General features: G+C 39.5%; 15 protein-coding genes. 13 read left to right on the top strand and 2 right to left on the bottom strand.

The annotated features are described in order from the left end of the window. The first annotated feature begins 214 nt into the window (after positions 1-214). From E2R53_RS16165 to E2R53_RS16130, 8 genes are all read left to right on the top strand, one after another. Complete coding sequence (locus tag E2R53_RS16165) at positions 215-1,555, top strand: capsular polysaccharide export protein, LipB/KpsS family (RefSeq protein ID WP_133312757.1); 1,341 nt, start codon at positions 215-217, stop codon at positions 1,553-1,555. A 4-nt stretch (positions 1,556-1,559) separates the two neighbouring features. Beyond that, positions 1,560-2,282, top strand: a complete 723-nt coding sequence (gene kdsB, locus E2R53_RS16160; RefSeq protein ID WP_133312756.1) for a 3-deoxy-manno-octulosonate cytidylyltransferase — start codon at positions 1,560-1,562, stop codon at positions 2,280-2,282. Position 2,283: 1 nt separating this feature from the next. Next, positions 2,284-3,108: a 3-deoxy-8-phosphooctulonate synthase gene (gene kdsA / locus E2R53_RS16155; RefSeq protein ID WP_133312755.1), complete on the top strand. Its 825-nt coding sequence runs from the start codon at positions 2,284-2,286 to the stop codon at positions 3,106-3,108. A 24-nt stretch (positions 3,109-3,132) separates the two neighbouring features. Next, the gene (locus E2R53_RS16150) at positions 3,133-4,116 is read left to right on the top strand and encodes a KpsF/GutQ family sugar-phosphate isomerase (protein ID WP_133312754.1); all 984 of its coding nucleotides are present in this window, start codon (positions 3,133-3,135) and stop codon (positions 4,114-4,116) included. Between the two features lie 10 nt (positions 4,117-4,126). Continuing rightward, a complete protein-coding gene (locus tag E2R53_RS16145; RefSeq protein WP_133312753.1) occupies positions 4,127-4,648 on the top strand; it encodes a KdsC family phosphatase in 522 nt (173 codons plus the stop codon). 13 nt (positions 4,649-4,661) lie between these two features. After that, positions 4,662-5,084 carry an HIT family protein gene (locus E2R53_RS16140; RefSeq protein ID WP_133312752.1) on the top strand — a complete coding sequence of 141 codons (423 nt, stop codon included), beginning with the start codon at positions 4,662-4,664 and terminating at the stop codon, positions 5,082-5,084. A gap of 95 nt (positions 5,085-5,179) precedes the next feature. Then, a complete protein-coding gene (locus E2R53_RS16135; RefSeq protein ID WP_133312751.1) occupies positions 5,180-7,498 on the top strand; it encodes a capsular polysaccharide export protein, LipB/KpsS family in 2,319 nt (772 codons plus the stop codon). Between the two features lie 22 nt (positions 7,499-7,520). After that, complete coding sequence (locus tag E2R53_RS16130) at positions 7,521-8,615, top strand: capsular polysaccharide export protein, LipB/KpsS family (RefSeq protein WP_133312750.1); 1,095 nt, start codon at positions 7,521-7,523, stop codon at positions 8,613-8,615. Positions 8,616-8,674: 59 nt separating this feature from the next. On the opposite strand, the gene E2R53_RS16125 is transcribed toward E2R53_RS16130, so the two are convergent. Beyond that, positions 8,675-9,298, bottom strand: coding sequence for an acyltransferase (locus E2R53_RS16125; RefSeq protein ID WP_165971013.1), 624 nt, complete (start codon positions 9,296-9,298; stop codon positions 8,675-8,677). A 120-nt stretch (positions 9,299-9,418) separates the two neighbouring features. Further along, a complete protein-coding gene (gene tagU, locus E2R53_RS16120; RefSeq protein WP_133312748.1) occupies positions 9,419-10,357 on the bottom strand; it encodes a polyisoprenyl-teichoic acid--peptidoglycan teichoic acid transferase TagU in 939 nt (312 codons plus the stop codon). Positions 10,358-10,591: 234 nt separating this feature from the next. Between tagU and E2R53_RS16115 the strand changes: the two genes are divergently transcribed. The 5 genes from E2R53_RS16115 (at position 10,592) to E2R53_RS16095 (ending at position 24,662) form a co-directional block, all read left to right on the top strand. Continuing rightward, positions 10,592-14,944: a fibronectin type III domain-containing protein gene (locus E2R53_RS16115; protein WP_133312747.1), complete on the top strand. Its 4,353-nt coding sequence runs from the start codon at positions 10,592-10,594 to the stop codon at positions 14,942-14,944. A gap of 142 nt (positions 14,945-15,086) precedes the next feature. Further along, entirely contained in the window at positions 15,087-16,412 is a 1,326-nt protein-coding gene (locus E2R53_RS16110) for a cell wall-binding repeat-containing protein (RefSeq protein WP_133312746.1), read from the top strand. 145 nt (positions 16,413-16,557) lie between these two features. Further along, entirely contained in the window at positions 16,558-17,340 is a 783-nt protein-coding gene (locus tag E2R53_RS16105; protein ID WP_133312745.1) for an SGNH/GDSL hydrolase family protein, read from the top strand. Between the two features lie 108 nt (positions 17,341-17,448). Further along, positions 17,449-19,350 (top strand): cell wall-binding repeat-containing protein, encoded by a 1,902-nt coding sequence (locus E2R53_RS16100; protein WP_133312744.1) that lies wholly within the window; start codon positions 17,449-17,451, stop codon positions 19,348-19,350. 680 nt (positions 19,351-20,030) lie between these two features. Further along, entirely contained in the window at positions 20,031-24,662 is a 4,632-nt protein-coding gene (locus tag E2R53_RS16095) for a cell wall-binding repeat-containing protein (RefSeq protein WP_286166240.1), read from the top strand. Positions 24,663-24,691 lie beyond the last annotated feature (29 nt).

The following is a 24,691-nucleotide window of genomic DNA, read 5'->3' as shown; positions in this document are numbered from 1 at the left end:
AAGTTTAATCACGCTTAAATTTATTGTAAATTATATATTAATTTTGGCATCTTCTGTAATTCTGTTTACAGATAACCTAATATCAGGTATTATTAACCTTGGATTTTTAAAAGTTACAAATTTCTACAAAAATAATAAGGGTACTTTGTACTAAAGATTCGACAGGCTCTCTATCATCAATGAATGCAGCTTTGTACGTTTCCTGGAGGACGATATGGCAAACTATTTATTCCTAAGGGGTAATAGAAACAAAAAATTTTTTCTGGATGTCGCAAAAGAACTAAGTTTTAAAGGACATAAAAGTTTTCAGCTGAAATTTGAATTAGGCGAGCTTTTATTTAAAAGTCCGATAACCTCCATATTCGCTCCTTCTAAAATTTCTAGTAAAAAATACCCAATCACTGATGAAGAGCTGCGAGAGCTGCCCATATATAATATTACCTATAAACAAAGAATTTTAAAGAAAAAAACGTCAACTAAAGAACTGCAGTTATATAAAAGGTACATGTATTTTATCGATCAATTCATTGCGGATCATCAAATCGATATCATCTGTTTATTTAATGGATATCATTGGATAGACCAAATTACAAAAGTAATAGCCAACAAAAGAGGATTGCGCACGTACTATTTTGAGGATGGCTTATTTAGGCCCTTTACCATTACTTGTGATCCGAATGGAATAAATGCTGATGCATCTGTGCCTAGAGATCCTGACTTTTATGATGGGTTAGAAGTCGATTCCACAAGGCTTCAGCAGTTTTTGCATAAGCCTGAAACTCTGTCGGCACAAGCAAGCGCAAAAGAAAATCTTGTTAAAGTAGCGGCAGTGAAAGCAGTCAGCATGTTTGGAAGTCTTCTGGGGATTCATCCGAAATTTTATGCGCATATAACGTTTTGGCAGGCTGTGAAGTATTTTATTTACAAGAAATACTTTCAATATAAAAAACCGGATCAAACAACACTTCCGGATGAATATATATTTCTCCCATTTCAGGTCTCGCGCGATACACAGATCTTTTATAATTCTCCTAATATCTCAAACATGGAAGAACTATTGGATCATGTATACAAGGCCGTTCGTTCATTCAATCAGAAGAACGGCAGGAATCTGCAAGTCATTGTGAAGGAGCATCCAGAGGATATATCCCGAAACAATTATAAGGACCTGAAGAAGAGGTATCGTGATAAGAAAGAAATCATTTTTGTTAAGAAGTATGACATCAATAAACTGATCACGGACTCTTTGGCGGTAGTTACAATAAATTCTACTGTTGGGATTGAATCAATAGCAAAGCATAAACCGGTTATTACACTGGGAGATGCTTTTTATAATATAGATGGAGTTGTCCATCATTGTGATACGCCGAATCAATTAGATGACTATATTTTGAAGGCGATCAACACAACCTTAAACATTAATAGAATAAATAAATTTATCTATTATATTAGGTTCCACTATCAGCTGGAGGGTTCAATCAACAGAACTGATAAGCAAACCTCAGCTAATGTTGCAGCACGGATTGATTCTACTAGTTTAGTAAAGGAGTTTTAATAGGATGAAAGTGATTGGAGTTATTCCTGCAAGATATGGCTCAACCAGATTTCCTGGTAAACCGTTAGCAAGGATCTTAAACAAACCAATGATTCAGCACGTCTATGAACGAGTCAGTCAAAGTGAAAAGCTCGATGGCGTCATTGTCGCGACTGATCATGAAGAAATTAAGCAAGTAGTCGAAGGCTTCGGCGGACAAGTTGTCATGACACGTAAGGATCATGAAACGGGTTCTGACCGTATTGCTGAAGTTGCATCGAAGGTGGATGGTGATTTTTTCGTTAACATTCAAGGCGATGAGCCATTAATTCACCATGAAATTATTGACGCTCTTATTTCTGAAGCACAAGAAGCGCCAAATGCCGTTGTAACAGCAAAAACAAAGATTCATTCAATGGAAGATGTTGAAAATCCTAATGTCGTTAAAGTGATTACAGATCATTCGAAGAGCGCATTGTACTTTTCACGTTCTCCTATTCCTTATAACAGATCCAATCAGCCTTTTACTTATTACAAGCATCTGGGCATTTACGGATATCCAAAGCAAATTCTAAATGAGTTCGTCAAGCTTCCTCAATCATCACTGGAATCAGCAGAAATGCTTGAGCAGCTTCGTTTATTGGAAAATGGCTACACAGTTAAAGTTGTAGAAACTGCCTATGATGCAGTTGGAGTAGATACTCCTGAAGATATTGAAAAAGTAGAAAACATACTTGGAGGAAACTAACATGACTAACCACGTTCAACTAAACGACATAAAATTTGGCGGCAACAATCCTTTCGTACTAATCGCTGGTCCTTGCATGATCGAAAGCGAAGCACTTGTAATGGAAACGGCTGAAAAAATCAAAGAAATTACAACAAAACTTGATATCCCGTTCGTATTTAAAGCTTCATTTGATAAAGCAAACCGATCTTCTATCTTCTCTGATCGCGGACCTGGCATTGAAAAAGGCCTTGAAATCTTAGCTAAAGTGAAAGAACGCTTTGATGTACCGGTTGTATCAGACATTCATGAAGCTGGCCAAGCAGAAATTGCTGCAGAAGTCCTTGATATCATTCAGATTCCCGCTTTCTTATGCCGTCAAACAGACCTGTTAGTGGCTGCTGGAAACACAGGGAAAATCATCAACGTGAAAAAAGGACAATTCCTTGCTCCTTGGGATATGCAAAACGTCGTAACAAAGCTTCGCGAAACTGGCAATGAAAACATTCTACTAACAGAACGCGGCACAACTTTCGGATATAACAACTTAGTAGTAGATATGCGTTCTTTAATCACAATGCGTGAAATGGGAGTGCCAGTTGTATTTGATGCTACTCACAGTGTTCAAATTCCAGGCGGAAACGGAACAACTACTGGCGGTAAACGCGAATTCGTTCCTTATTTATCAAGAGCCGCTGCTTCAGTCGGCATCGACTCGATCTTCATGGAAGTTCATCCTGATCCTGACAATGCCCTATCAGACGGACCAAACATGGTTAAATTAGAAAACCTTGAAGAAGTACTAAAACCAATCAAAGAAATCGATTCACTCATTAAACAATTATAATTTTGACTTTACAGGAGGATGAAAATGTTAAGTGTAAAAATACCTGCTATCGACTTTATTGCTGATGTTACTGAAGTTTTGGAAAAGGAAGCTAATGCTATATTAGCTTTAAAGGACGAATTGAATGAGTCTATCAATGATGCCCTGAACATGATTCTTGAGTGTAAGGGAAGAGTTGTCATTACTGGAATGGGTAAATCAGGAATCATTGGCCGCAAGATAAATGCGACGATGGCAAGTACGGGTACACCTTCACTTTTCCTCCATCCTTCTGAGGGTCTTCACGGAGATCTTGGAATGGTTACAAAAGATGATATTGTCATTGCGATTTCAAATAGCGGGGAAACAGATGAGGTTTTAAATCTGATTCCTTCTATTAAAAGAATCGGTGCAAAAATGATCGCCATTGTTAAGAATCCTCTCTCAACACTTGGAATGAAATCAGACGTTGTGTTAAGCATTGGCAATGCTCCTGAGGCATGCCCATTGGGCCTGGCGCCTACGACAAGCACTACAGTGACGCTTGCCTTAGGGGACGCATTAGCCATTGCATTATTAAAAGCGAGAAACTTCAAACCTGAAGATTTTGCCTTGTTCCATCCGAGCGGTTCACTTGGAAGAAAGCTGCTATTAACAGTTGAAAATGTTGTTGCTGCTACTCAAAAAAATCCTCTGGCGTACGGAAATACTACTATTAAGGAATCACTGTTTCAAATGACTGCACAAGGCTTGGGTGCGATTAGTGTTGTGGATGAAACAGATCGATTAATTGGTATTCTTACAGATGGTGATATTCGAAGAGCGTTTACTCAAACGAGTGACCTCTTAAATCGTGAAGTCAATGAACTATGCAATACAACACCTGTTACGATTGAATCAGGAGCTTTAGCGGTTCAGGCACTGGAGTTAATGGAAGATTGTAAAATAAATGTTCTTCCGGTTGTAGATCCATATAATCGCCCAATCGGCATGATTCATATTCTGGATTTAATGAACCTTGGGCTTTAAGGCGGAAGTTATGAAGATTAAATTAATTGTTTTAGATGTAGATGGCGTTTTAACAGATGGCAGACTTTTCATTGGTTCTGATGGTGAAGAGTATAAAGCATTCCATACACAGGATGGCATGGGCATCAGCCTTGCCCATTATGCAGGAATTAAAACAGCCATCATTACAGGCAGAAAATCAGAAGCTGTGACAAAGCGCGCGAAAGAACTGAGCATCAGCTATGTTTATCAGGGTATCCACGAAAAAATGGAAGTTCTTGAAGAAATCGTGAAAGAACTTAACATTGACCTTAGCGAAGTGTGTTACGTAGGCGATGATATTAATGATCTTCCTATCCTGCAGAACGTTGGCTTCCCTGCTGCACCAAATAATGCAGTCAAGATAGTCAAAGAAAACGTTCAATATACAGCTAAGTTAAATGGAGGAGAAGGAGCTGTCCGTGAAATTATTGATTCTATCCTTCATGAAACCTATGATTATCGTGCTCTTTTAACAGACTATTTAAATGGCAAAGTAAAGGTAACACAGTAAAGGAGAGACTGTCTTGACTTCTTGTCCAATCTGTCAAAAACATCAAGATTTAAATGAATCTATTTATGAAGATCAAGATTGGATTGTTACACACGGTCCAGTTGGATCTCAAGTTTTGGGATACCTGTACATTGAACCGAAGAGGCATGTAGAAAACTGGTCAGAATTTACTGATCAAGAGCTGACTGCTGCAGGTCCATTAATTAAGAAGTTAGAGGCTGCTGTTAAAAAGGAATTACCTGTTGATCGTATGTATGTTGTAACAATCAGTGAAGCTGTGAGACATATTCACTTTCATCTAATTCCAAGGCTTCATGATCAAGAGGAGAAAGGCCTTCCGCTAATTCAGCAGGCAACTCAGCAGAAATCAGATCATGTTTTAATCAGTGAGCAGGAAATGAATCAATTTAAAAACAATCTAAAAAAACACATTTAAATATAAAAAACATAAAACACTAGTAAAGAATAAACATCTGACTAGTGTTTTGATTATTTTGAACCTACTACTTTCAATTAAAAGAGAGGTCTCACATGAAAAAAAAGCTGAAAAAAACAATAAAAAAAGTGTTGAAAAAATTTGGTTATCAAATGCAGCCTGTTGCAAGTAAGAAACAGCCCCCTGCAAGTAAGAAAGAAGAAAAGAAGCTTCCTTATGAAATGGTTGGACAAGCATGGTCTGATTCAACGAAACCACTGGCATTTATGTTCGGATTTAACCCGTGGAAACGTGAGCACACAAGCAAGTTTTTCCATGATTACAGGACCGCATATGTATTTGGAAGTGCGAATCTGGATCGTTTTTCTGAAATTTTTAAGGAAAATAAGGATTTTGTTTTTATCATTTGGGGATTTAAAGAGCCTGTGGAATTTCTGGAATATGCAAAACAAAACAATACAACTGTCTACCGTGTTGAAGACGGCTTTGTAAGATCGGTAGGACTAGGGGCTGCACATACTCACCCGCTTTCAATCATTGCTGATTCAAAAACACTTTATTTTGATTCCAGGGAAGCATCTGACCTGGAAGTAATCTTAGAAACAACAGATTTTTCGAGTAAGAAGGATTTGCTTGAGAAAGCTGAAAAATGCATGAATATGCTAATAAATATGGGTGTAAGTAAGTACAATCACACCGTTCGTACAGATGTAGAAGCGATCTATGGAGTGAAAACAAAAAAGAGAATTCTTGTTATTGGCCAAGTGGAAGATGATGCATCTATTCGTTATGGATGTGCAAGAAAGATGACAAACAATGATTTAGTTAGAGCTGCTGCTGAAGAAAACCCGGATGCTGAAATTATCTATAAACCTCATCCTGATGTATTAGGCGGATTTAGAAAAGCATACTCTAACCCTATGGATGTAGCAGACATTGCAAAGGTTGTTGTTGAACCTTTAAGTCTTGTAGATTCATTCCAGACCATTGACCATGTATACACAATCACTTCACTAGCAGGTTTCGAAGCGTTAATGAGAGGCCTGAAAGTAACTTGTTTCGGCGCACCTTTTTATTCTGGGTGGGGGCTGACGGACGACAGACAGCCTTGCGAAAGAAGAACAAGCAAACGAACTGTTACAGAAGTATTTGCTGCTGCATACTTGATGTATCCAAAATATTTAAATCCGGATACAGACGAATTGATTGATTTAGAAGAAGCAATCCTTATCTTAAAAGAAATGATTGTAAAAAATACGTTTGCGCAGGGTATGGAACAAGCCAATGAGAAACAATTAGATGCTGCTGAATTACTTTTCCGTCAGGCTATTGCCCAAACAAGCAACCCGGATTTAACGTTTAAATGGACGATTGAACTTATAAAAGTACTAAAAGAACAAATGCTGTTTGATGATGCTTTCCTATTAATAAAAGAGCTATTTGATCAAAATGAAGATTCTCAGCAAAAAGCTTTGCTTTATTATCACAGTGCTTCTATTTATAGACTTCTTGGAGATTACAAACATGCATATGAGGATATCCAAAATGCTGTGTCATACAATAAAAATTTAAATATCCTCAACTTATTTATAGAGCTAAAATGGGAGTTAGAAGGGATTTCTTCAGAATTACTTGATTCTGTTAATGAGGCACTCTCTTCTTCAAAGGACATTTCTCAATCCTTTATTAAAAAATATGCTTCTATATACTGCGAGGCTGGTCAGAGAACTGCAGCATATGATTTATTAAAGAAGAATAACATTCCATTTACGGATAGCGCCCTATCTTATTTAGGTCTTTCGGTATTGAATTCTTCAAATTCAACTAACAGTTTATATCTGAATAATCATTCCAGTTATTATCAACAGCTAATATTGAATGAAGGATCTTTTAAAGATCTAGTAAAAAATGAGACGCTGAATATATGCCTTGTGGGCCCGCTTGTTAACGGTCAATATGGCGAGGCGATTGACAAACATGATCTCGTTATCCGTGTGGGTGAATACTCTGCAGATTATCCAAACAATAGAGCGGCAGGATCGAAAACGAATATTTGGTTCAAGGCGAAAAAACAGAATGCTTCACATGATCTTCAAACAAAAACAAATGATCTTGACTTAATTATCATTAATGAAAACAATCCAATATATCGCAAGAAAAATGGTGCTTCTCTTTTCGCGCATTATCTCGAAAGAAATAAACGTGTTGAAGTTTATCCAAGCATCTATTTTAGAGAACTGATCAACTTGCTTGGCCATAACCCAAGTGAGGAAATAATGGCTGTCTATTGGCTGTATAAAATTAAAGGTCCTATTACTAAAGAGTCAGTGATTGGGTTCTCTTTTGAAGAGGCTGAAAAGAATTTATATCAAACTTTATTAACAGATAGCGCTGTTCCTTCAAGAGTTCTTTAGGAACAGGCCAAAGAAAGAGACCATGAAGAAATTAATAAAACATGCCATTAAAAGTGTATTATCTTTTTTGACCATTCTCTGGTGGCTTCCTCAGCCGCTTAAGCAATCAAGTAAACCAGTGGCCTTTGTATTCAAGGTTTCCAAGTGGAAACATCCATACGTCCCGAATTTTTTAGATGAATATGAAGTGCGGTTTGTCCCATACGGTAAAAAGATTAACATCTTAAAATGGGAATTGAATAAGTACAGAGATAAGGTTTTTATTATATGGGGCTATAGTGAGGAAAAAGACATTCTTCTTTATGCAGAGAAGAATCAAATTCCGGTCTATCGCATGGAGGACGGCTTTATTCGTTCGATTGGATTAGGCTCTATGCACACCCCCCCATATTCTCTTTGCATAGATAAAAAAGGGATGTATTTTGATTCTACTGCAGAAAGTGATTTAGAGGACTTATTAAATCATTATGATTTTAGCCAGAATCAAGAATTGCTGAAACAGGCTAAAAAAGGTATTGAAACGGTAAAGAATCTTGGAATTAGTAAATATAATCATGTCGAACATAAAGATGCTGAGTCGATCTATGGCAAAAAAACAAAGCGAAGAGTTTTAGTCATTGGTCAGGTTGAAGATGATGCTTCTATTTTAAAAGGAAGTAATATCAGATGGACAAACAACCAGCTTGTCCATCTTGCTAAAAATGAAAATCCGGATGCTGACATTATCTATAAACCGCATCCGGATGTCCTAACAGGAAGAAGACCCATGCAATCTGATCCTGCAGAAATCAAACATATTGCTAATGTAATTGAACAGCCTCTCAGTCTGATTGATTCCTTTAAAACCATTGACCATGTTTATACCATTACATCTTTGGCCGGATTTGAAGCGCTGCTTCGAGGAATACCTGTTACAACAGCTGGTGCTCCTTTTTACTCGAATTGGGGGCTAACAGATGATCGGCAGAAAGTGCCTCGCAGATTAAGAAAGCTATCGTTAGAAGAGCTTTTTGCAGCGGCGTATATTCTTTATCCGAGATATGCTGACCCTAACACAGGTGAAATATTAACGATGGAAGAGACGTTGGAGCGACTGTTTCAGGATTTGAATAAATAAGGTTAGCAATATAGAAGAAGGACTGCTTAGGTTAAAGCAGCCCTTCTTTTTTTATCCTATTAAATTCGGTCTCTATCCCATGTAACGTTCGATTTCACTACCTTTGCTGGCGCACCTGCAACAGCACAATGAGATTCTGTAACAGACTTAGTGACGACTGATCTAGCCCCAACAATGCAATCATCTGCTATTGTTACTCCTTTAGATATTAAACAGCTAGCTGCAATCCAAACGTGATTACCGATGGAAACATGGTTTGCATGGTTAACTCTTTCCTTTGTCTCTAAATCAATAACGGAATGAGCATCGGTTGTTCGGATGGCAATATCATAAGAAAACATGCAGTCTTCACCGATTGAGATATTTTTACCTTCCTGAGAGAGCAAATAGACATTTTTAAATGTTGTACGATCTCCTATTGATATCTCTTGGTTTTTGCCTTTAAGAAGGATATGGCCAATAATATGGGTTTCTTTACCTATGTAAATCGTATTGTTAGAGCCTCTTATATGAATCAATAAATTTTGAAGGATAGCCCCATCGCCAATAATAATTTTATTATTTGATCCCGTTATTTTTAGTTCAGTATTTCTAAAAGTTGGATTTGATTCATCCAAATCTAAATTGTTGTTTTTACCGTGTATCTTGGTAGTGAGTCCTTTGATTTCCTCTTGAAGTATCATATTATTCCTCGCAGTGTTTTTTCTATAATATAACATACTTTATTGTTATCTAGAGAATGCAATTATATTTAAAGTTGCTTAATGAAAAAACAGCCGATTCCTCTTGGAATCAGCTGTTTTTCAGTTTGAAGCCGTACTAGGCTCAAGCTCCAAATGCTCTTTCAATTGATTGGAAAGGCCCGTTCTTTCTTCTTCAGAGACGATATAGTAGTAGATGCCGCCAATCATATCGCCTTTGCCTTTAACCTGGTATTGCTGCATGGAGTTGCGGGCATCTTTGTAGTTCTCCTGGATGTTCCACATTTCGTCCATGTCCATGTTTGTTTTTACGTTGTTTTCGACCACTTTGAACATTTCGCCGAACTTTGTGATGGATGAGATGTTAGCCCCTTTAGAGATAACGGCTTGGAGGACTTGACGCTGGCGCTCCTGACGTTTGAAGTCGCTGTCCTGTTTTCTCATTCTTGAGTAGGCCAGAGCCTGTTTTCCGTCTAATTGAATGGTGCCTTCGTTAAATGTGTAGCCGCCGTAGCTGAAGGCTTTCGGGTTATTTACCTCGATGCCGCCAACTGCATTGACAACGTCCTGGAAGCTTTCCATGTTCACTTTTACGAAGTAGTCAACCGGCACGTCAAGGAAGTTCTCAACCGTATTGATGGTCATTTCTGTTCCGCCGAATGCATATGCATGGTTAATTTTGTCTTCTTTGCCTTTGCCGACGATTTCGGTTCTTGTGTCACGCGGAATGCTGATCATGTTCGTTGATTTTTTATTAGGGTTGACTGTTAAGAGGATGAGGGAGTCTGAACGGCCGCGGTCTCCTTCTCTTTCATCAACGCCAAGAATTAAAACAGAGATTGGTTCTTTCTCTTTAAAAGCTACAGGCTGAGGACGTTTTTCAGAGTGTTCTCTGCCGATGTTTTCCTGTATATTTGCGACTGTTTTTGTTGCTGTATTATACAAATAAAGAGCATAGCCTCCTGTGCTGAGCACGAGTAATCCGATGATGCTGAGCACGATCCAAAGCCATTTGCGCTTTTTGTGTTTTTTCTCTCTCATATTACCATCCTTTAATAGATTTAATTGCCTATACACATTATATTTTTACAAGAACATCTAAACAATACTTTTTTTGTAAAAATTAGTGATAACAACCTATGAGACGTAGTTCATGAGCAAAAAGTTTCATGAGTTTGTAGAATTTTGTCTATAAATACAAATATACAACCGAATTTTACATAACTATAATAGATTTAGATGTTTATAAGAAACTAGGGGGATTACGAATTTACTATGAAAAGAATGCTGTCGATCTTCATGATTTTCTCTTTGCTTGTTACCATGGCATTGCCTTATACGGCGGCAGCTGAAGCAGGGACGACACTTATTGGGTTTCATTCGTTTAAAAACACAGGGAAAGGGATTCAGTTATTGTGGACAACCACATCGATGTCCGAAGAACCTGAAACATTTGTCCTGAAGAAAAATGAACAGGACCATGCGATTGAAGCCAAACTTGTAGATGAACTTAAAAATAGAGATGGTTCAACTGCGAGAACATACGAATTTATTGATGAAGACGTGAAAGAAAAAGAAACGTATACATATCTTGTAAAGCTTGCGGGGAACGACACCGTTCAGACAGATGCTATTACTGTTGTGTATAAAAAAGGGAACGATGACAGCGGGACTCCTGTTGATCCTGGTGAACCTGTTGTGATTGATGATAAATTCAAATTAAATGCAAGAGTGGAAGGCACATCTATTATTGTGTCCTGGCCAAAATACAATGTCACTGAAGCAGTGGAATATCAGTTGTTTCAGGATGGCAAGTTTGTTCAAAGCTTCAGTGAGGAAGGCGAATACGCCTCTAAGGATTTAACGCCTGGCACAACCTACGCTTTTACCATGAAAGTGATAGCGGGGGACAAGCTGCTTGATACGAAAGAAACAAGCGCTAAAACAGAAGAAGCACAGAAACCAAACTACACGGTGTTCTTTTACCAAGTAAATGATTCATCATTTGAAGCAAGCTGGTTTTTAGATGGCGCTGTTTCTTATGATGTGTACCTCGATGGGAAATTAATGCTGGAGAAAACAGCAGAAACAGAGAATATCTTTACTGATTTGAATCCGGCCACTGAATATGAAGTGAAAGCTGCGGCATTCGATAAAGATGGCAAGATGATCAGCGAAGCAGCCGTTAAAGGAAAAACGAAGGAAGCGGCTAAAGGGAAAACGATAGAGTTTAAAGATAAAAACCTGAAGTTTGCGGTACAGGAGCAGCTTCGTATTCAACGAGATATTACGGAAAGTGACTTAGAGAAACTGACTTATTTAAATGCTTCTGCGTACGTTATTAAGGATTTATCCGGCCTTGAATATGCAGTGAATTTGCAGCATTTGGAACTAGCAGGAAACCGGTTGAAAAATTTAGAGGCGTTAAAAGCATTTGAGAAACTCGAGTACTTAGATTTAACGATGTCTGGTGCAACAGATTTTTCTCCTCTTAATTCGTTAACGAACCTCCACAGTCTGCTGCTTGGAGACACAAGCTTCAAGGATCTTAAGCACATTGGGAACCTTACGGGTTTAAAGCTTTTGGATATAAGCTGGACAAGCGTTAAAGATTTGTCTGTTTTAGCATCCTTTAAACAGCTGGAGGAAATCAACCTTTCTTATACAGAGGTTAAAAGTATTAAAGTACTGGCTGACCTTCCGTCTCTTCAAAAGGTCATTATTTATGGATCTGCCTATATCGATATTCTTGATGAGACCGGCCTCTTTAAAGAATCGGTGGAATTTGTCTATGATGACAGCTTGAATATGTATATGAACCAAGTTAAGCCCGGAGATACAAACGCAGTTCTTGAATGGGATTATGAAGGCGAGGGGCGCCTTGCCTATTATGAAGTGACAATCGGTGGAAAAAAAGAAAAAATAGAAACAAGCAAGAATTCCTTCCGTTATGAAGCATCCGATTTGAAACCGGATACTCAGTATTCTTTTTCCGTGAAGGCTTTCAGTAAGGAAGGGAAACTGCTCGGTTTTACCGACGGCCTGTTCTCTACTTTAAAAACGCCGTCTGGGGAAAAAGTGATTTTTGCGGATGCTAATCTTAAAAAAGCAATGAAAGAATACTTCGGCTTTAAACGGGATATCGTAGAGAGCGATATGGAGCATCTGACAGAGCTTGACCTGACGGGTGCCGGGATTCGGGAATTATCCGGCTTGGAAACAGCCAAGAACCTGAAATTTCTCGGTTTATCCATGAATAATATTAAAGATTTAAAACCGATCGAAAATCTGACTGGCCTAACGGGACTGCTTTTGGACGGAAACCCTCTGCAGGATTTCTCATCCTTAAAAAAATGGCCGAACCTGCAGTATTTGGACCTTTCTGATACAGGCATAAAAGATTTATCTGTTCTTTCTCCTCTGAAAGAGTTAGGTGCACTGGGTCTTGCTTATAATAGTTTAGAAGACCTATCAGGAATGCCTGCGCTTGAGCAATTAGCGTCTCTTTATTTAGGAGGAAATGAACTTTCTTCCCTTAAAGGGATTGAAAGATTAACAGGATTAACAGAACTCAGCGTGAGCGAGAATTTATCACTTAAGGGGATAGAGGAACTTACAGGATTAAAAAACCTGTATTTCCTGGATTTGTCCACGACTTCAATCGAAAGCATAGACCCATTGCTTGCGCTTGATTCTTTGGAATATGTTCTCTTATTTGATATAGACACGCTAGACCTATCTGATGGATCTGCAGCTTTTGATGTCATCACACAGCTTAGAGATAAGGGTGTTTATGTTGAGTACGAATATGGAGACGGGGAAGCCTTTCATGTTTATTCAACAAGAGCAACGGAAGATTCGATTGAAATCTCTTGGGACTACTTTGGTGAAGAAGAGATTGATCATTACAAAGTAGCAGTTGACGGGAAAACGGCCGCAGATAAAATCGATGGCTATGAGTACGGCTACTGGGTCAGAGGTCTTGCGCCTGAAACTTCTTATGACATTGAGGTGCAGGCTTATAATTCAGACGGTGAACTGATTGCAAGCGCCGAAACAACTGAAACAACAGCTGCTGCTCCTACAGGTCCTGTTGTGAAATTCAAAGACAGTACATTAAGAGAGATCATCAAAGAACAGCTTGGACTAAACCGTGATGTCCGCGCGAGCGATATGGAGCGTCTTGAGGATTTATTCCTTGCAGATATGGATATTAAAGATTTGTCAGGCTTGGAATATGCGACAAACTTAATGTATGTATATCTTTTAAACAATGAGTCTGAACTCGATTTGTCTCCGCTCCGCGGGCTGCCAATCTTCGATTTAACAATCGAAAACACGAAGCTGAAAGGCTATGAAAAGATTGCAGAAATGGAAAGCCTTGTTTCCCTTTCGATCAGAAATAATCAGCTCAAAGATATTTCGTTTATAAAGGAAATGGAACAGCTTGATTATCTTGATCTTTCTCAAAATGAGATCCGTGACATTGCCGTGCTTTCTAATCTGGATGAGTTAGAAGTATTAGTATTGTTTGATAATCAGATTGAACATTTAGGAGATGAAGGTTTAGAAGACCTTATGTCCCTTGAGATATCCCGTAATCCGCTGAAAGATTTATCTGGATTAGATCAATTTCATTCATTGGAAGTCCTCACATTGGAAAGAACAGAATTAACAGCCATTGATGAACTGTTGAATCTTGAAGACTTGAGCCTGGTCTCATTGTATGGAATAAGCACACTCGATCTGTCATCCGGTTCAGACGCTGATCTCGTTGTACAGGAGCTGAGAGATAGAGGCGTTACCGTTCAGATCGACATCACGCACTATCCTGAAATCCATATTGAGGATGTGACTCAGCATTCCATTTCATTCTCATGGGATAAAATGTTTGAAGGAACAGAAGGTTCTTATTTTGTCATCGTTGATGGAGAATTTACAGGAGAGGAAGAGCCTCTGCCTGCATCTCAAACATCATACGAGTTAACGGATTTAGAGCCTGATACAACCTATCTCATTGAAGTTTATGGGGAAAGCGATGAGTTTGGAAACGCTGCGTCAATCGAAGTAACCACTTTGCCTGAGGATGAAGAAGGCATGAAGCAGGCTGAGTTTTATTTGATCAATGAGGATGAACAGCCAATCAGTGAAGCGGAGTTTTTGATAGAGGGTCTGGATAAAAACAATGAAGACATCTTATTTGAAGGCTATTCTAATGAACTTGGCCAGCTGATTGATGACCTTCAGGCAGATGAAGGGAAATTCAGCCTGAAAGTCGGTGCCTACAGCCTCTTCGTTTACAATGAAGGCATTGAGTATGAATATGAATTTACAATTGAAGAAGAGCAGGACTATTTGAAAAATCCGCTGGTGTTTGTTTTAGGGTCTGAAAAGCCTGAGACAGGAGAAACACCGGATCCAGGTAAAGAAACTCCGGTTAAAGAAGAGCAGCCGGAAAAAGAAATTACGAATGAGCCAATTCTGCCAGAGAAAGCAAAACCTGCTTCTGGCATTAGAGAGAATGAACTTCCAAAAACAGCAACTGTCATGTATCAGTCCGTCTTTTTTGGAGCTATTCTCATGATGGCGGGTGCTGCTTTATATGCAGCGCGTCGAAAAAAGGCATAAAGCAACAGCAAAAGACAGCGGAAACGCTGTCTTTTTGTTGTCTATCATCGAATGAAGCAGCAATTTGTAACATATTTGTAAACTGTCAGACTATTAAACTGTTATATAATATGAAAGGGTAAAAACATCATAGGAGAATGGTATGAAGCGAATAACTATTACAATGTTGAGCTGTCTCAGTCTTTTGATGATTCTTTTGATCTCCCAGCCTAAAGAGGCAGAAGCAGGGACTACAAGCAGAATCTATGGTCAGGATCGTTATAAAACGTCAGTAGAAGTTTCAAAGAAGACGTTCCCGAATGGAACATCCAATGTTGTCATTGCAGTCGGAAACAACTTCCCTGATGCTTTAGCAGGAGGACCGCTTGCTTACAAGCTGAATGCGCCGATCCTTCTGACGGGAAAAGACGCAATACCTGCAGCAATTACTAGTGAAATTACAAGATTAAATGCTAAAAATGCATACATACTCGGCGGCGAAAGTGCAGTCTCTGCAGCAGTAGCCGGCAAACTGAAAAATATGGGCCTTATTGTAACCCGTATATCAGGCCCCGATCGCTACGAAACATCGGTTGCCATTGCAAAGAAATTAAAATCATTGGGATCTGCATCTACAAAAGCATTTATTACAAACGGCAGCAATTTCCCGGACAGTCTTTCAGCATCTGCGGTTGCTGCGAGGCAGGGCTCACCCATCCTGCTGGTTAAGAAGACAGGCGTTCCAGCGTCAGTGAAAAACTATGTAAACGGTTTTACGAAATCATATGTGATTGGCGGTACAGGTGTTATTTCAAATGAAACAGCGTCACTGCTTCCGTATGCAGAACGAATTGCAGGAGCGAACCGCTATGACACATCAGCAAAGGTAGCTACTAAGTTTGCAAGCTTCTCTGCGTCGCGTGCCTTACTTGTATCTGGTATTACATATGCTGATGCTTTAACTGGATCGATCTATGCAGCAAAACAAAACATCCCGATGCTGCTTACAAATTCATCCACTCTTCCAGCTGAAATTGGAAAATTAATCGATGCGAAAAATGTACAAACCGTCACTTTAATCGGCGGAACAAGTGCAATCAGCAACAGTGTGCTTACCTCGATTTATTTTCCAGTAGACAAGCTTATTGAAACAGCAAAATCCCTGCAAGGCGTGCCTTATCTATACGGCGGCACAACAACATCAGGATTTGACTGCAGCGGATATACGCAATTTGTATTCGACAAGCATGGGGTAGATTTGCCAAGAACAACGGTTGACCAATGGAACGATGCAACAGTTGTGGCCGTTCCGCAAAAGGGAGACCTTGTATTCTTTGAAACATACAAAGCAGGCCCATCTCATGTAGGAATTTTCATCGGCAACAATGAGTTTATCCATGCCAGTTCTTCAAAAGGCGTAACGATTTCCTCAATGGATAACGTATACTTTGAACCTCGTTATCTAGGTGTGAAAAGTTTTATTAACTAAGCGGTGAGAAAGTCTCACTGCTTTTTCTATTAAAAAGGTAAAAATTTGATTATTGCTCAAAAAATTCCTTATCCTTGCTTGCAGGGAGAGTCTATCATCCCTATGATAGAATGTAGAATACTGCAGATGCTGGAGGAAAGTAAAAATGAATAAAATTATTACATTGTGCGTAATCGTTATATGCATTTGCGTGATTGTATTAGGCAATATCCACTGGAAACAGAAAATCAGTTCGGCTCAAGTACAAGCTTTGGAGAAGAAAACGGAAGCACCTGCTGCAGCCAAAGAGGAACCCGAATGGATGGCACAAGCTGCTGCTTTTCCAAAACCAATAATAGAGAAGATGAACCTTTTCAAAGAGACAAAAAAGCCTGTGCAAATTGTCGCTGTCGGATCAGAAAGCACGCCAACTGACCCTGCAGGCTGGCCTCAACTAGTAGAAAATAACTTAAACAAAGCTTACGGACAGGATATGTTTTCCCTGAACGTTTTGTCTTACAGAGAAGGCACTACCATTACATTTATCAGTAAAAATTATGTGGAACAAGTCAGCAAATTTAAGCCGGACATCATCATCTTTGAACCGTTTACCCTAAATGATAATGGAAAAGTTGGATTGCCGAATTCGTTAAAAAACATGAAACAAATTATCGGAAGCTTTAAAAAAGAGAATCCAAGTGCGGTCATCTATCTTCAGCCTCCTCACCCAATCTTCAACGCCACCCATTATCCAAAAGACGTTGAAGCATTAAAAGCTTTTGCGAAAGAAAACAAGCTGACCTATCTCGATCACTGGGCAAACTGGCCTGATCAGAAGGATGAAAAAATCAAAAATCTGCTCACGGAAAATCAAGCAGCCCCGAATGCTGAGGGAAACAAGATCTGGGCAGACTATTTAACAAAATACTTTGTGAAAACCGCGGAATAGATCCTATTAAAAGGGATCTATTTTTTATCTTATTTTGGAAACTCATACAAAACCTGTCTGATTCTGTGTTAAGATTTTACTAGAATCTAAACTTTGGAGGCAAGGTACGTGTATCTAAAAAAAATCACCCTTTTTATGTTTATGTCGTTAGTTTTTGTTTTTGTGGTGCCGGCAGTGTCAGATGCGGCAACTCCGGATTTTAGTAGTGTTGAGAACAAGGCAAGTCAAAAGTGTAAGTATATTCCAAAAGAGCAATATGGTAAAACCATCCCTTATCAGACCGTTAATTGTTTATTAACTAATGTTGCAATTGAGCTTGAGGTGCCAGCTGAAATTGCTAAAGGTGTTGCGACAAAAGAAAGTAATGACTGGCAGCAATTTGAAAATGGAGTGCCTATTATATCTGGTGATGGCGGTATAGGCATCATGCAGATGACGGTATATCCAGCAGCAGATGAAGAAAATTTGAAAAAGAATGCGATTTTTAATATCTACTCAGGGGTTAAGAGATTAAAAGACTACCTGACTGTACCTATAGGGTCAAATAAGCCTGCACCTCTCGTACAAAAAGACGATCCAAGTACATACCTGGAAAGATGGTATTTTTCTGCTTTGCGATACAACGGAATTAAGCCTGAGAACAGCCCCCTTGCAGTATGCGAAGGCGATGGAGAGAGAAATACAGGAGCATATCAAGAAGCGCTATATGAACTCATCAAGATTGGAGTAGGTCGAGGCATTCAGGATATCACTACTCATATATCGCTTATCGATATGAAGCCTGAAGACTTCACATATACTTGTGACTCCAAAGAGAATATTGTTTTCAATAAAACTGATTTCAAACTAAATGCTCCAATGACAGAGACAAAGCATCTTTTCAATAAAAACGATACGTTAATAACGGTTAATGATGATGAAGATACTCCTAGTATTCGAGAAGGTACAAATAAAAAGACTCCATTAGTAAAATCAGGTAAAGGCATAGTTGTAAAGCCTACAGGAGAATTTGCGTATGATAGCGGTTATGATTCTTCTAATCTTTTTGTTTGGTATCCAGTACAGATCAAGGATTCACAAACTAAAGGATATGTGGCATCCAGCTATTTAAAACGGGTGACAACTCGATTATCTGGACCTGACAGGTATGCCACTGCAGCCGAAATCTCAAAAGAAGGCTGGAAGCAGTCTGATACAGTTATAATAGCGACAGGAGAGTCTTTTCCGGATGCATTATCTGGAACTCCCTTGGCTGCGAAACACAATGCACCGCTGCTATTAGTTAACAGCAGTAAAAGTGCAAACTCTGCTGGGAATAATCCTGCAAAGAATGAAATAAAAAGGTTGAAGGCAAAAAAAGCGATTATTCTTGGAGGGAAGAATGCTGTTTCTGAGCAGCTTGAAAAAGAAATTGTAAATTTAGGTTTAGCAGTGACAAGAATTTCAGGCTCAGATCGCTATGAAACTTCAGCAAAAATAGCAGCAAATCTTTCGTCGAACACCGCTATTTTAGCTACTGGGGGAAACTATCCTGATGCACTGTCAGTGGCAGCTTACGCTTCTAAAAAGGGTTACCCGATCTTGCTTACTCAAAAGGATTCTATTCCAGATGTCATTAAAACTTCCTTGGCCAATGTCAGTAAAACATATGTCATTGGCGGAACAGGTGTCATTTCAGATAAAGTATTCAATCAGCTCAAAGATAAGGATGTTAAAAGAATCAGCGGAATCGACCGCTATGAAACAAGCAAAGTCATTGCTGAGCAGCTGAGATTAGGACAAAATGAAATCTATGTTTCTAAAGGATCTAATTTTCCAGATGCTCTCTCAGGAGCCGTTTTGTCGGCGAAGAACAATGCCTCCATTCTTCTTTTGAATAACGAAAATCCAACAAAAAACACTTCATCAATGAAACTGATTGATCAATATCAAGCAGTGACGATTTTAGGTGGGGAAGGTGCAATTCGATCTTCACTCGAAACCAGCATCATCAATCTATTAAAAAACTAAATCTATCCATCAGACTGTCAGATCGAAATCTGACAGTCTTTTTATTTGGCTCTTTTCATAAACTTTGCTGCTATTAAACCAGATATTTTAAACCATTAGTGGATAGCAGCGGATAAACTTGACTCCTGCGGGAAATAGAGCAAATTGGGAGACCCCACAGGCAACGCCGAGGAGGCTCCCAGGCGGACCGCGGAAAGCAAGTTCCTGGAGCGGAAAGGAACGGACAACATATGGAATGTAAAACAAAAATCTATGCGAAAGCAGCCTAATTCTTCTAAGGAATTTCGTCAAACAAAAATAATTCCCCGGGAAAAGTGTTGAAAAATGACTTAGAAAAGTCGAACGGCAGCAGGACTTTTGCCTCTCCACCCAATTTCTATTCCGATATACAAATAAATGGATATTTATAATTTCTGTTTAGATGCATCGTTTCCGGCTTTCAAATCTGTTTTCTGCTTTAAAACATTGATGCATCAATGTGTAACAAGCATCTTAAGGTCCTGGTTTTTGTCGGAATTTGTCTTTAGCATACTAACGAATAAAAGTTTTTATAAATGTTTGACTATTCAATATTTTGCAAATAGAATAAAAGAGTAAATAATCTCTATATATGTTAAAGGAGGGATAAATTAGTATTTTTTAGTGAAAATCACTGCTAAATTACTAGGGGGGTCAAGTAGTTGAAAGTAAAACTGAAAAGATCGTTATTTTTAATGTTCGCTTTCTTGTTAGTTTTCTCTAATGCAGCATTAGCAGCGGTTCCGACACCGCAAAAGGGCAATGCTAATACTGAAGTTAAGAAAAATGCCGGCAAGCAATCTATTAAAAAATCAGACGCTGATAAACAATATAAGAGTACTGACAAAGTTCGTGTAATTGTCGAAGTCGAGGGCGAGCCCGCAATTACATATGCAACAAAGCAAGGAAAGAAATTTGATGCTCTTGCAAAATCAAAGCAGGAAGAGCTGAAAGCGAACGCTTTGAAAGAGCAAAAAGCGGTTAAAAACCAAATCGCTTCAAAGAACCTTGGAATGAAATTCGAGCAGGAGTTTACAACTGTAGTCAACGGCTTCTCTGGAGAAGTTGCATACGGAAAAATCGCTTTGCTTGAAAAATTAACTGGCGTTAATAAAGTAACGATCGCTCATGAATACGAGCGTCCTGCTGCAGAGCCGGAAATGAAATACAGCAAAGACTTGGTAGAAGCACGCGAGTCTTGGGATTTAGGCTATGACGGCGAAGGAATGATTGTTGGTATCATTGATACAGGAATCGATCCAAGTCACAGAGATATGATTTTAAGTGAAGATACAGTGCCTGCTTTAACAGAAGGTTCTGTAGGTGATGCTGTTTCTGACTTTAACCTGCCAGGAAAGTATTACACAGAAAAAGTGCCTTACGGATATAACTATATGGACGAGAATGAAGAAATTCTTGATTTGGGACCGGGCGCATCGATGCACGGAATGCACGTTGGCGGAACAGTTGGTGCAAATGGAGATGAAGACAACGGAGGCTTAAAAGGCGTGGCTCCTGAGACGCAGCTTTTAGCTCTGAAAGTTTTCGGAAATGATCCTGAAATGCCTTCTACATGGAGTGATATCTATGTAAAAGCCATTGATGATTCCATTCAATTAGGTGCTGATGTACTGAATATGAGCTTAGGCTCAACAGCCTCATTCGTGCTGCCGGAAGATCCTGAACAGAAGGCAATCGAAAGAGCAGTGGAAAACGGAGTAGTCATGTCTGTTTCTGCTGGTAACTCAGCTCATTTAGGAAATGGATGGGCAAATCCTTATGCAAGCAATCCTGATGTGGGAGTAGTGGGATCTCCAGGTCTTTCTTATGATTCCCTGCAGGTTGCTTCTCTTGAAAACTCAACAATTGATCTTGACGCGATGCAAGTTCAAGTAGACGGCGCTGATTTTGGGGAAATTGGTTACCAAAAGCAGGACGGACCGAAATTCCTTGATAAGTTTAAAGGTCAAAAGCTTGATATTGTCTATGTCGGAGATGGACAGCCGGCAGGATATGAAGGGAAAGATGTGAAAGGTAAAGTTGTATTTGCCGTTCGTACTGGCGGATACTTCTATGCAAATATCCAAAAAACGGCTGAGGCACAAGGCGCTGCAGGTGTGATCATCCGCGGATTGCCTGCGCATGGCGATTATGTGAGCATGGCGCTTGATAAGCCGCAGATTCCTTTAGTTTCATTAAGCATTGCAGATGGTAATGCTCTTGAAGCACAAGCAAAGGAAGGAAAGAAACTGGATGTAACATTTGGAGATGACAAAGTAGCTGCTCCAAACGCTGAAAGAGGGAAAATGTCTGCCTTTACTTCATGGGGCGTGACACCGAACCTTGATTTCAAACCTGAAATTACAGCTCCAGGCGGAAAAATCTTATCTACATTCAATGATAATCAATACGGAATTATGAGCGGAACTTCAATGGCTGCACCTCACGTAGCCGGCGGATCTGCGATTGTTCTTGAGCGCGTAGACGAGTTGTTCAATTTAGAAGGTGCAGATCGCGTCCTTATGGCGAAAAACATCTTAATGAATACGTCTCAGCCTGTTATTGACAAGGGATTGGTGAATAACGCATTTGGCTGGGAAAACCCTTATTCCCCGCGCCGCCAAGGTGCTGGATTGATGAAGCTGTATTCTGCACTTAATACACCTGCAGTAGTAACTGAATCAAAAACAGGTGAAGGAAAAGTAGCTCTAAAAGAAGTCGGCGATAAAGTGGAGTTTTCACTTGATCTTAAAAACTTCAGCGATAAAGCTGTTTCTTACGATGTAAAAGCAAATGTTCAAACGGATTTCGCTAACGGCGGATCTCTTGGACTTAACTATGATGAGCTTGAAGCACAGCAATTGATGGATGCTGTTCTTAAAGTTGACGGTAAAGACACTGCTAAAGTAGAGGTTGCTGCCGGTGCAACAAAAACAGTTAAGATTACGCTTGATACAACAGATGCAAAAGTTTTAGGCGATGATTTTGAAACTCCTGTACCAGTGAAGGATGTCTTCAAAAACGGATACTTTGTAGAAGGTTTCGTAACATTCTCTGCTGAAGGGTTATCACAGCTTACAGTACCTTATGTAGGTTTCAATGGAGACTGGGGTAAGGCTCCAATTCTTGACGCTATGAACTTCGATTTAGAAAACGAAACATTTTATGGCTATTCTGGAGTAGTTTCTCGCGCCGGTGAAGACTATGACTACCTTGGATCTGATTCATTTAATGAAAAAGTTCCATTCGATGCACGTAAAGTTGCGATTTCACCAAATGGCGATGGCAGCAAAGACCAGTTAATTCCTGTTCTTTCATTCCTGCGCAACGCTAAAGAAGTGAAATACAATGTGCTCGATGAGAACAAAAACCAATTGCGTACCATCCGTTCAGAAGTAGAAGTGCGCAAGCATTACTACGACGGAACATACACGCCTTACACTTTAAATCCTGCAAACCAATGGGATGGAAAAGTGAAAAATGCTCTTGTAAAAGACGGTCAGTATTACTTTGAGATTGCAGCAACGGTAGACTATGCAGGAAAAGCTCCTCAAAAGGTTCACGTTCCTGTTATTGTTGATACTGTTCAGCCAACTTTAAATGCGGCATTTAAAGATAACAAGGTAACATTCAGTGCAGCCGATGAGCGTTCAGGCGTTGCATACTTCGATGTCCTTGTTAACGGTCAATCTGTTCTTGGAAAAGATAAAGATGGAAATCCAATAACACTTGCTCCAACAACAAAAGAATACAAGCTTGAGAATCTTGCGACAGGTTCAACTGTAACGGTTCTTACAGCTGACAATGCAGGCAACACTTCTGCAAAAGAATTCAAAGGTGTCAATGATGATACAATTCCATCAATCATTGCTGAGCTTCCTGAAGCCCTTGGAACATATGATACAAATGAAGTTCCTGTAAAAGGCTATGTAACAGATGAGTCTAAAGTGACAAACTTCACTGTAGACGGCAAATCAGTTGAATTAAAATGGAATGCTGAATTAAAACGCTATGAGTTTGAAACAACTCTTACATTAGAAGATGGATTCCACAAAATCCGTATCGCAGGTACAGATGAAGCAGGCAACGAAATTTCTTTCTTAAAGCAATTCTTCGTTGACACAACTGCACCTGAGCTTTCTGTAAAAGCACCTGCAAGCGTAAGTGCTGCAACAGAAAAAGCGACCTTAACAACAAATGTTTCTGATAATTTTGATGAGCTTCGAGTTGTGGTTGATGGAGACGAAGTCTTCTACAACATGCTGAGGGAGCCGTATTCCATGAGAGGCATTAAGAAAGAAATCAAAACAGAAGTTGCGCTTCAGCCAGGTGAAAATACGTTCACGGTAGAAGCTGTTGACTTGGCAGGACACAAAACGGTTAAAGAAGTAAAAGTATACCGCGGAGATGATAAAGTGAGCCGCATCAGCGGAAAAGACCGCTATGCTACCGCAGCAGCCATCAGCTCTGAAGGCTGGGAAAAATCTGAGATTGTCTTCCTTGCAAAAGGGCACGAGTTTGCGGATGCATTAGCAGGTGTTCCGCTTGCAGCGCAATATGATGCTCCAGTTTTATTAACAGATTCAAAAGGGTTATCAGCAGCTACAAAAGCTGAGCTTGAAAGATTGGGAGCAGAAACAGTTGTCATCCTTGGCGGAACTGGCGCCGTTTCTGCAAATGTTGAAAAACAATTAAATGATATGGGTCTTGAAACAGACCGTATCTTCGGTAAAGACCGCTGGGCAACTGCAGCAGCTATTGCTGAAGAAGTAGCTCCGGATGGTTCAGAAGATGCCGTTGTTGTTAATGGAACAAGCTTTGCAGATGCTTTAGCTGTTGCTTCATATGCAGGTCAGTACGGCATGCCGATCGTATTGTCTGAAAAAGATAAGCTTCCAGCAGCATCAAGTCAGGTTCTTAAAGATCTTGGTGTTGAAAATACATTGGTAGTCGGCGGTCAAGGTGCCCTTTCTGACAATGTGTTTAAGAAACTACCTGGAGCCGAAAGAGTCTATGGTAAAGATCGCTATGCAACAAGTGTAGCCCTTGCAGACTTCTTCGAGCCTTCACTGGATGTGGTTTATGCTGCAACTGGACAAAACTTTGCAGATGCATTAGCTGGCGCAGCTTTAGCCGCTAAGCATGATAGCGGAGTCATCCTTGTCGGCAAAACATTATCTGCGGAAGTGAAAAACTTCTTCGGAAGCAATGAAATTGGACAAGTGAAAGTATTTGGAGGAAAGGGTGCCGTATCTGATGAGGTCCTTTCTGAGATTCATAAATTGATAGAATAAAAGATGATTCAACAAACTTGAAGCTGCTG

The organism is Peribacillus frigoritolerans (genome assembly GCF_004358755.1).
GTDB lineage: Bacteria > Bacillota > Bacilli > Bacillales > Bacillaceae > Bacillus_P.
Note: the sequence above shows the minus strand (reverse complement) of the source record. Positions and strands in the feature narration are given on the sequence as shown.

Bases quoted from the DNA above. Each gene is read 5' to 3' on its own strand.
- E2R53_RS16165 (WP_133312757.1), top strand. From the start codon at position 215: ATGGCAAACTATTTATTCCTAAGGGGTAATAGAAACAAAAAATTTTTT.
- kdsB (WP_133312756.1), top strand. From the start codon at position 1,560: ATGAAAGTGATTGGAGTTATTCCTGCAAGATATGGCTCAACCAGATTT.
- kdsA (WP_133312755.1), top strand. From the start codon at position 2,284: ATGACTAACCACGTTCAACTAAACGACATAAAATTTGGCGGCAACAAT.
- E2R53_RS16150 (WP_133312754.1), top strand. From the start codon at position 3,133: ATGTTAAGTGTAAAAATACCTGCTATCGACTTTATTGCTGATGTTACT.
- E2R53_RS16145 (WP_133312753.1), top strand. From the start codon at position 4,127: ATGAAGATTAAATTAATTGTTTTAGATGTAGATGGCGTTTTAACAGAT.
- E2R53_RS16135 (WP_133312751.1), top strand. From the start codon at position 5,180: ATGAAAAAAAAGCTGAAAAAAACAATAAAAAAAGTGTTGAAAAAATTT.
- E2R53_RS16130 (WP_133312750.1), top strand. From the start codon at position 7,521: ATGAAGAAATTAATAAAACATGCCATTAAAAGTGTATTATCTTTTTTG.
- E2R53_RS16125 (WP_165971013.1), bottom strand. From the start codon at position 9,298: ATGATACTTCAAGAGGAAATCAAAGGACTCACTACCAAGATACACGGT.
- tagU (WP_133312748.1), bottom strand. From the start codon at position 10,357: ATGAGAGAGAAAAAACACAAAAAGCGCAAATGGCTTTGGATCGTGCTC.
- E2R53_RS16115 (WP_133312747.1), top strand. From the start codon at position 10,592: ATGAAAAGAATGCTGTCGATCTTCATGATTTTCTCTTTGCTTGTTACC.
- E2R53_RS16110 (WP_133312746.1), top strand. From the start codon at position 15,087: ATGAAGCGAATAACTATTACAATGTTGAGCTGTCTCAGTCTTTTGATG.
- E2R53_RS16105 (WP_133312745.1), top strand. From the start codon at position 16,558: ATGAATAAAATTATTACATTGTGCGTAATCGTTATATGCATTTGCGTG.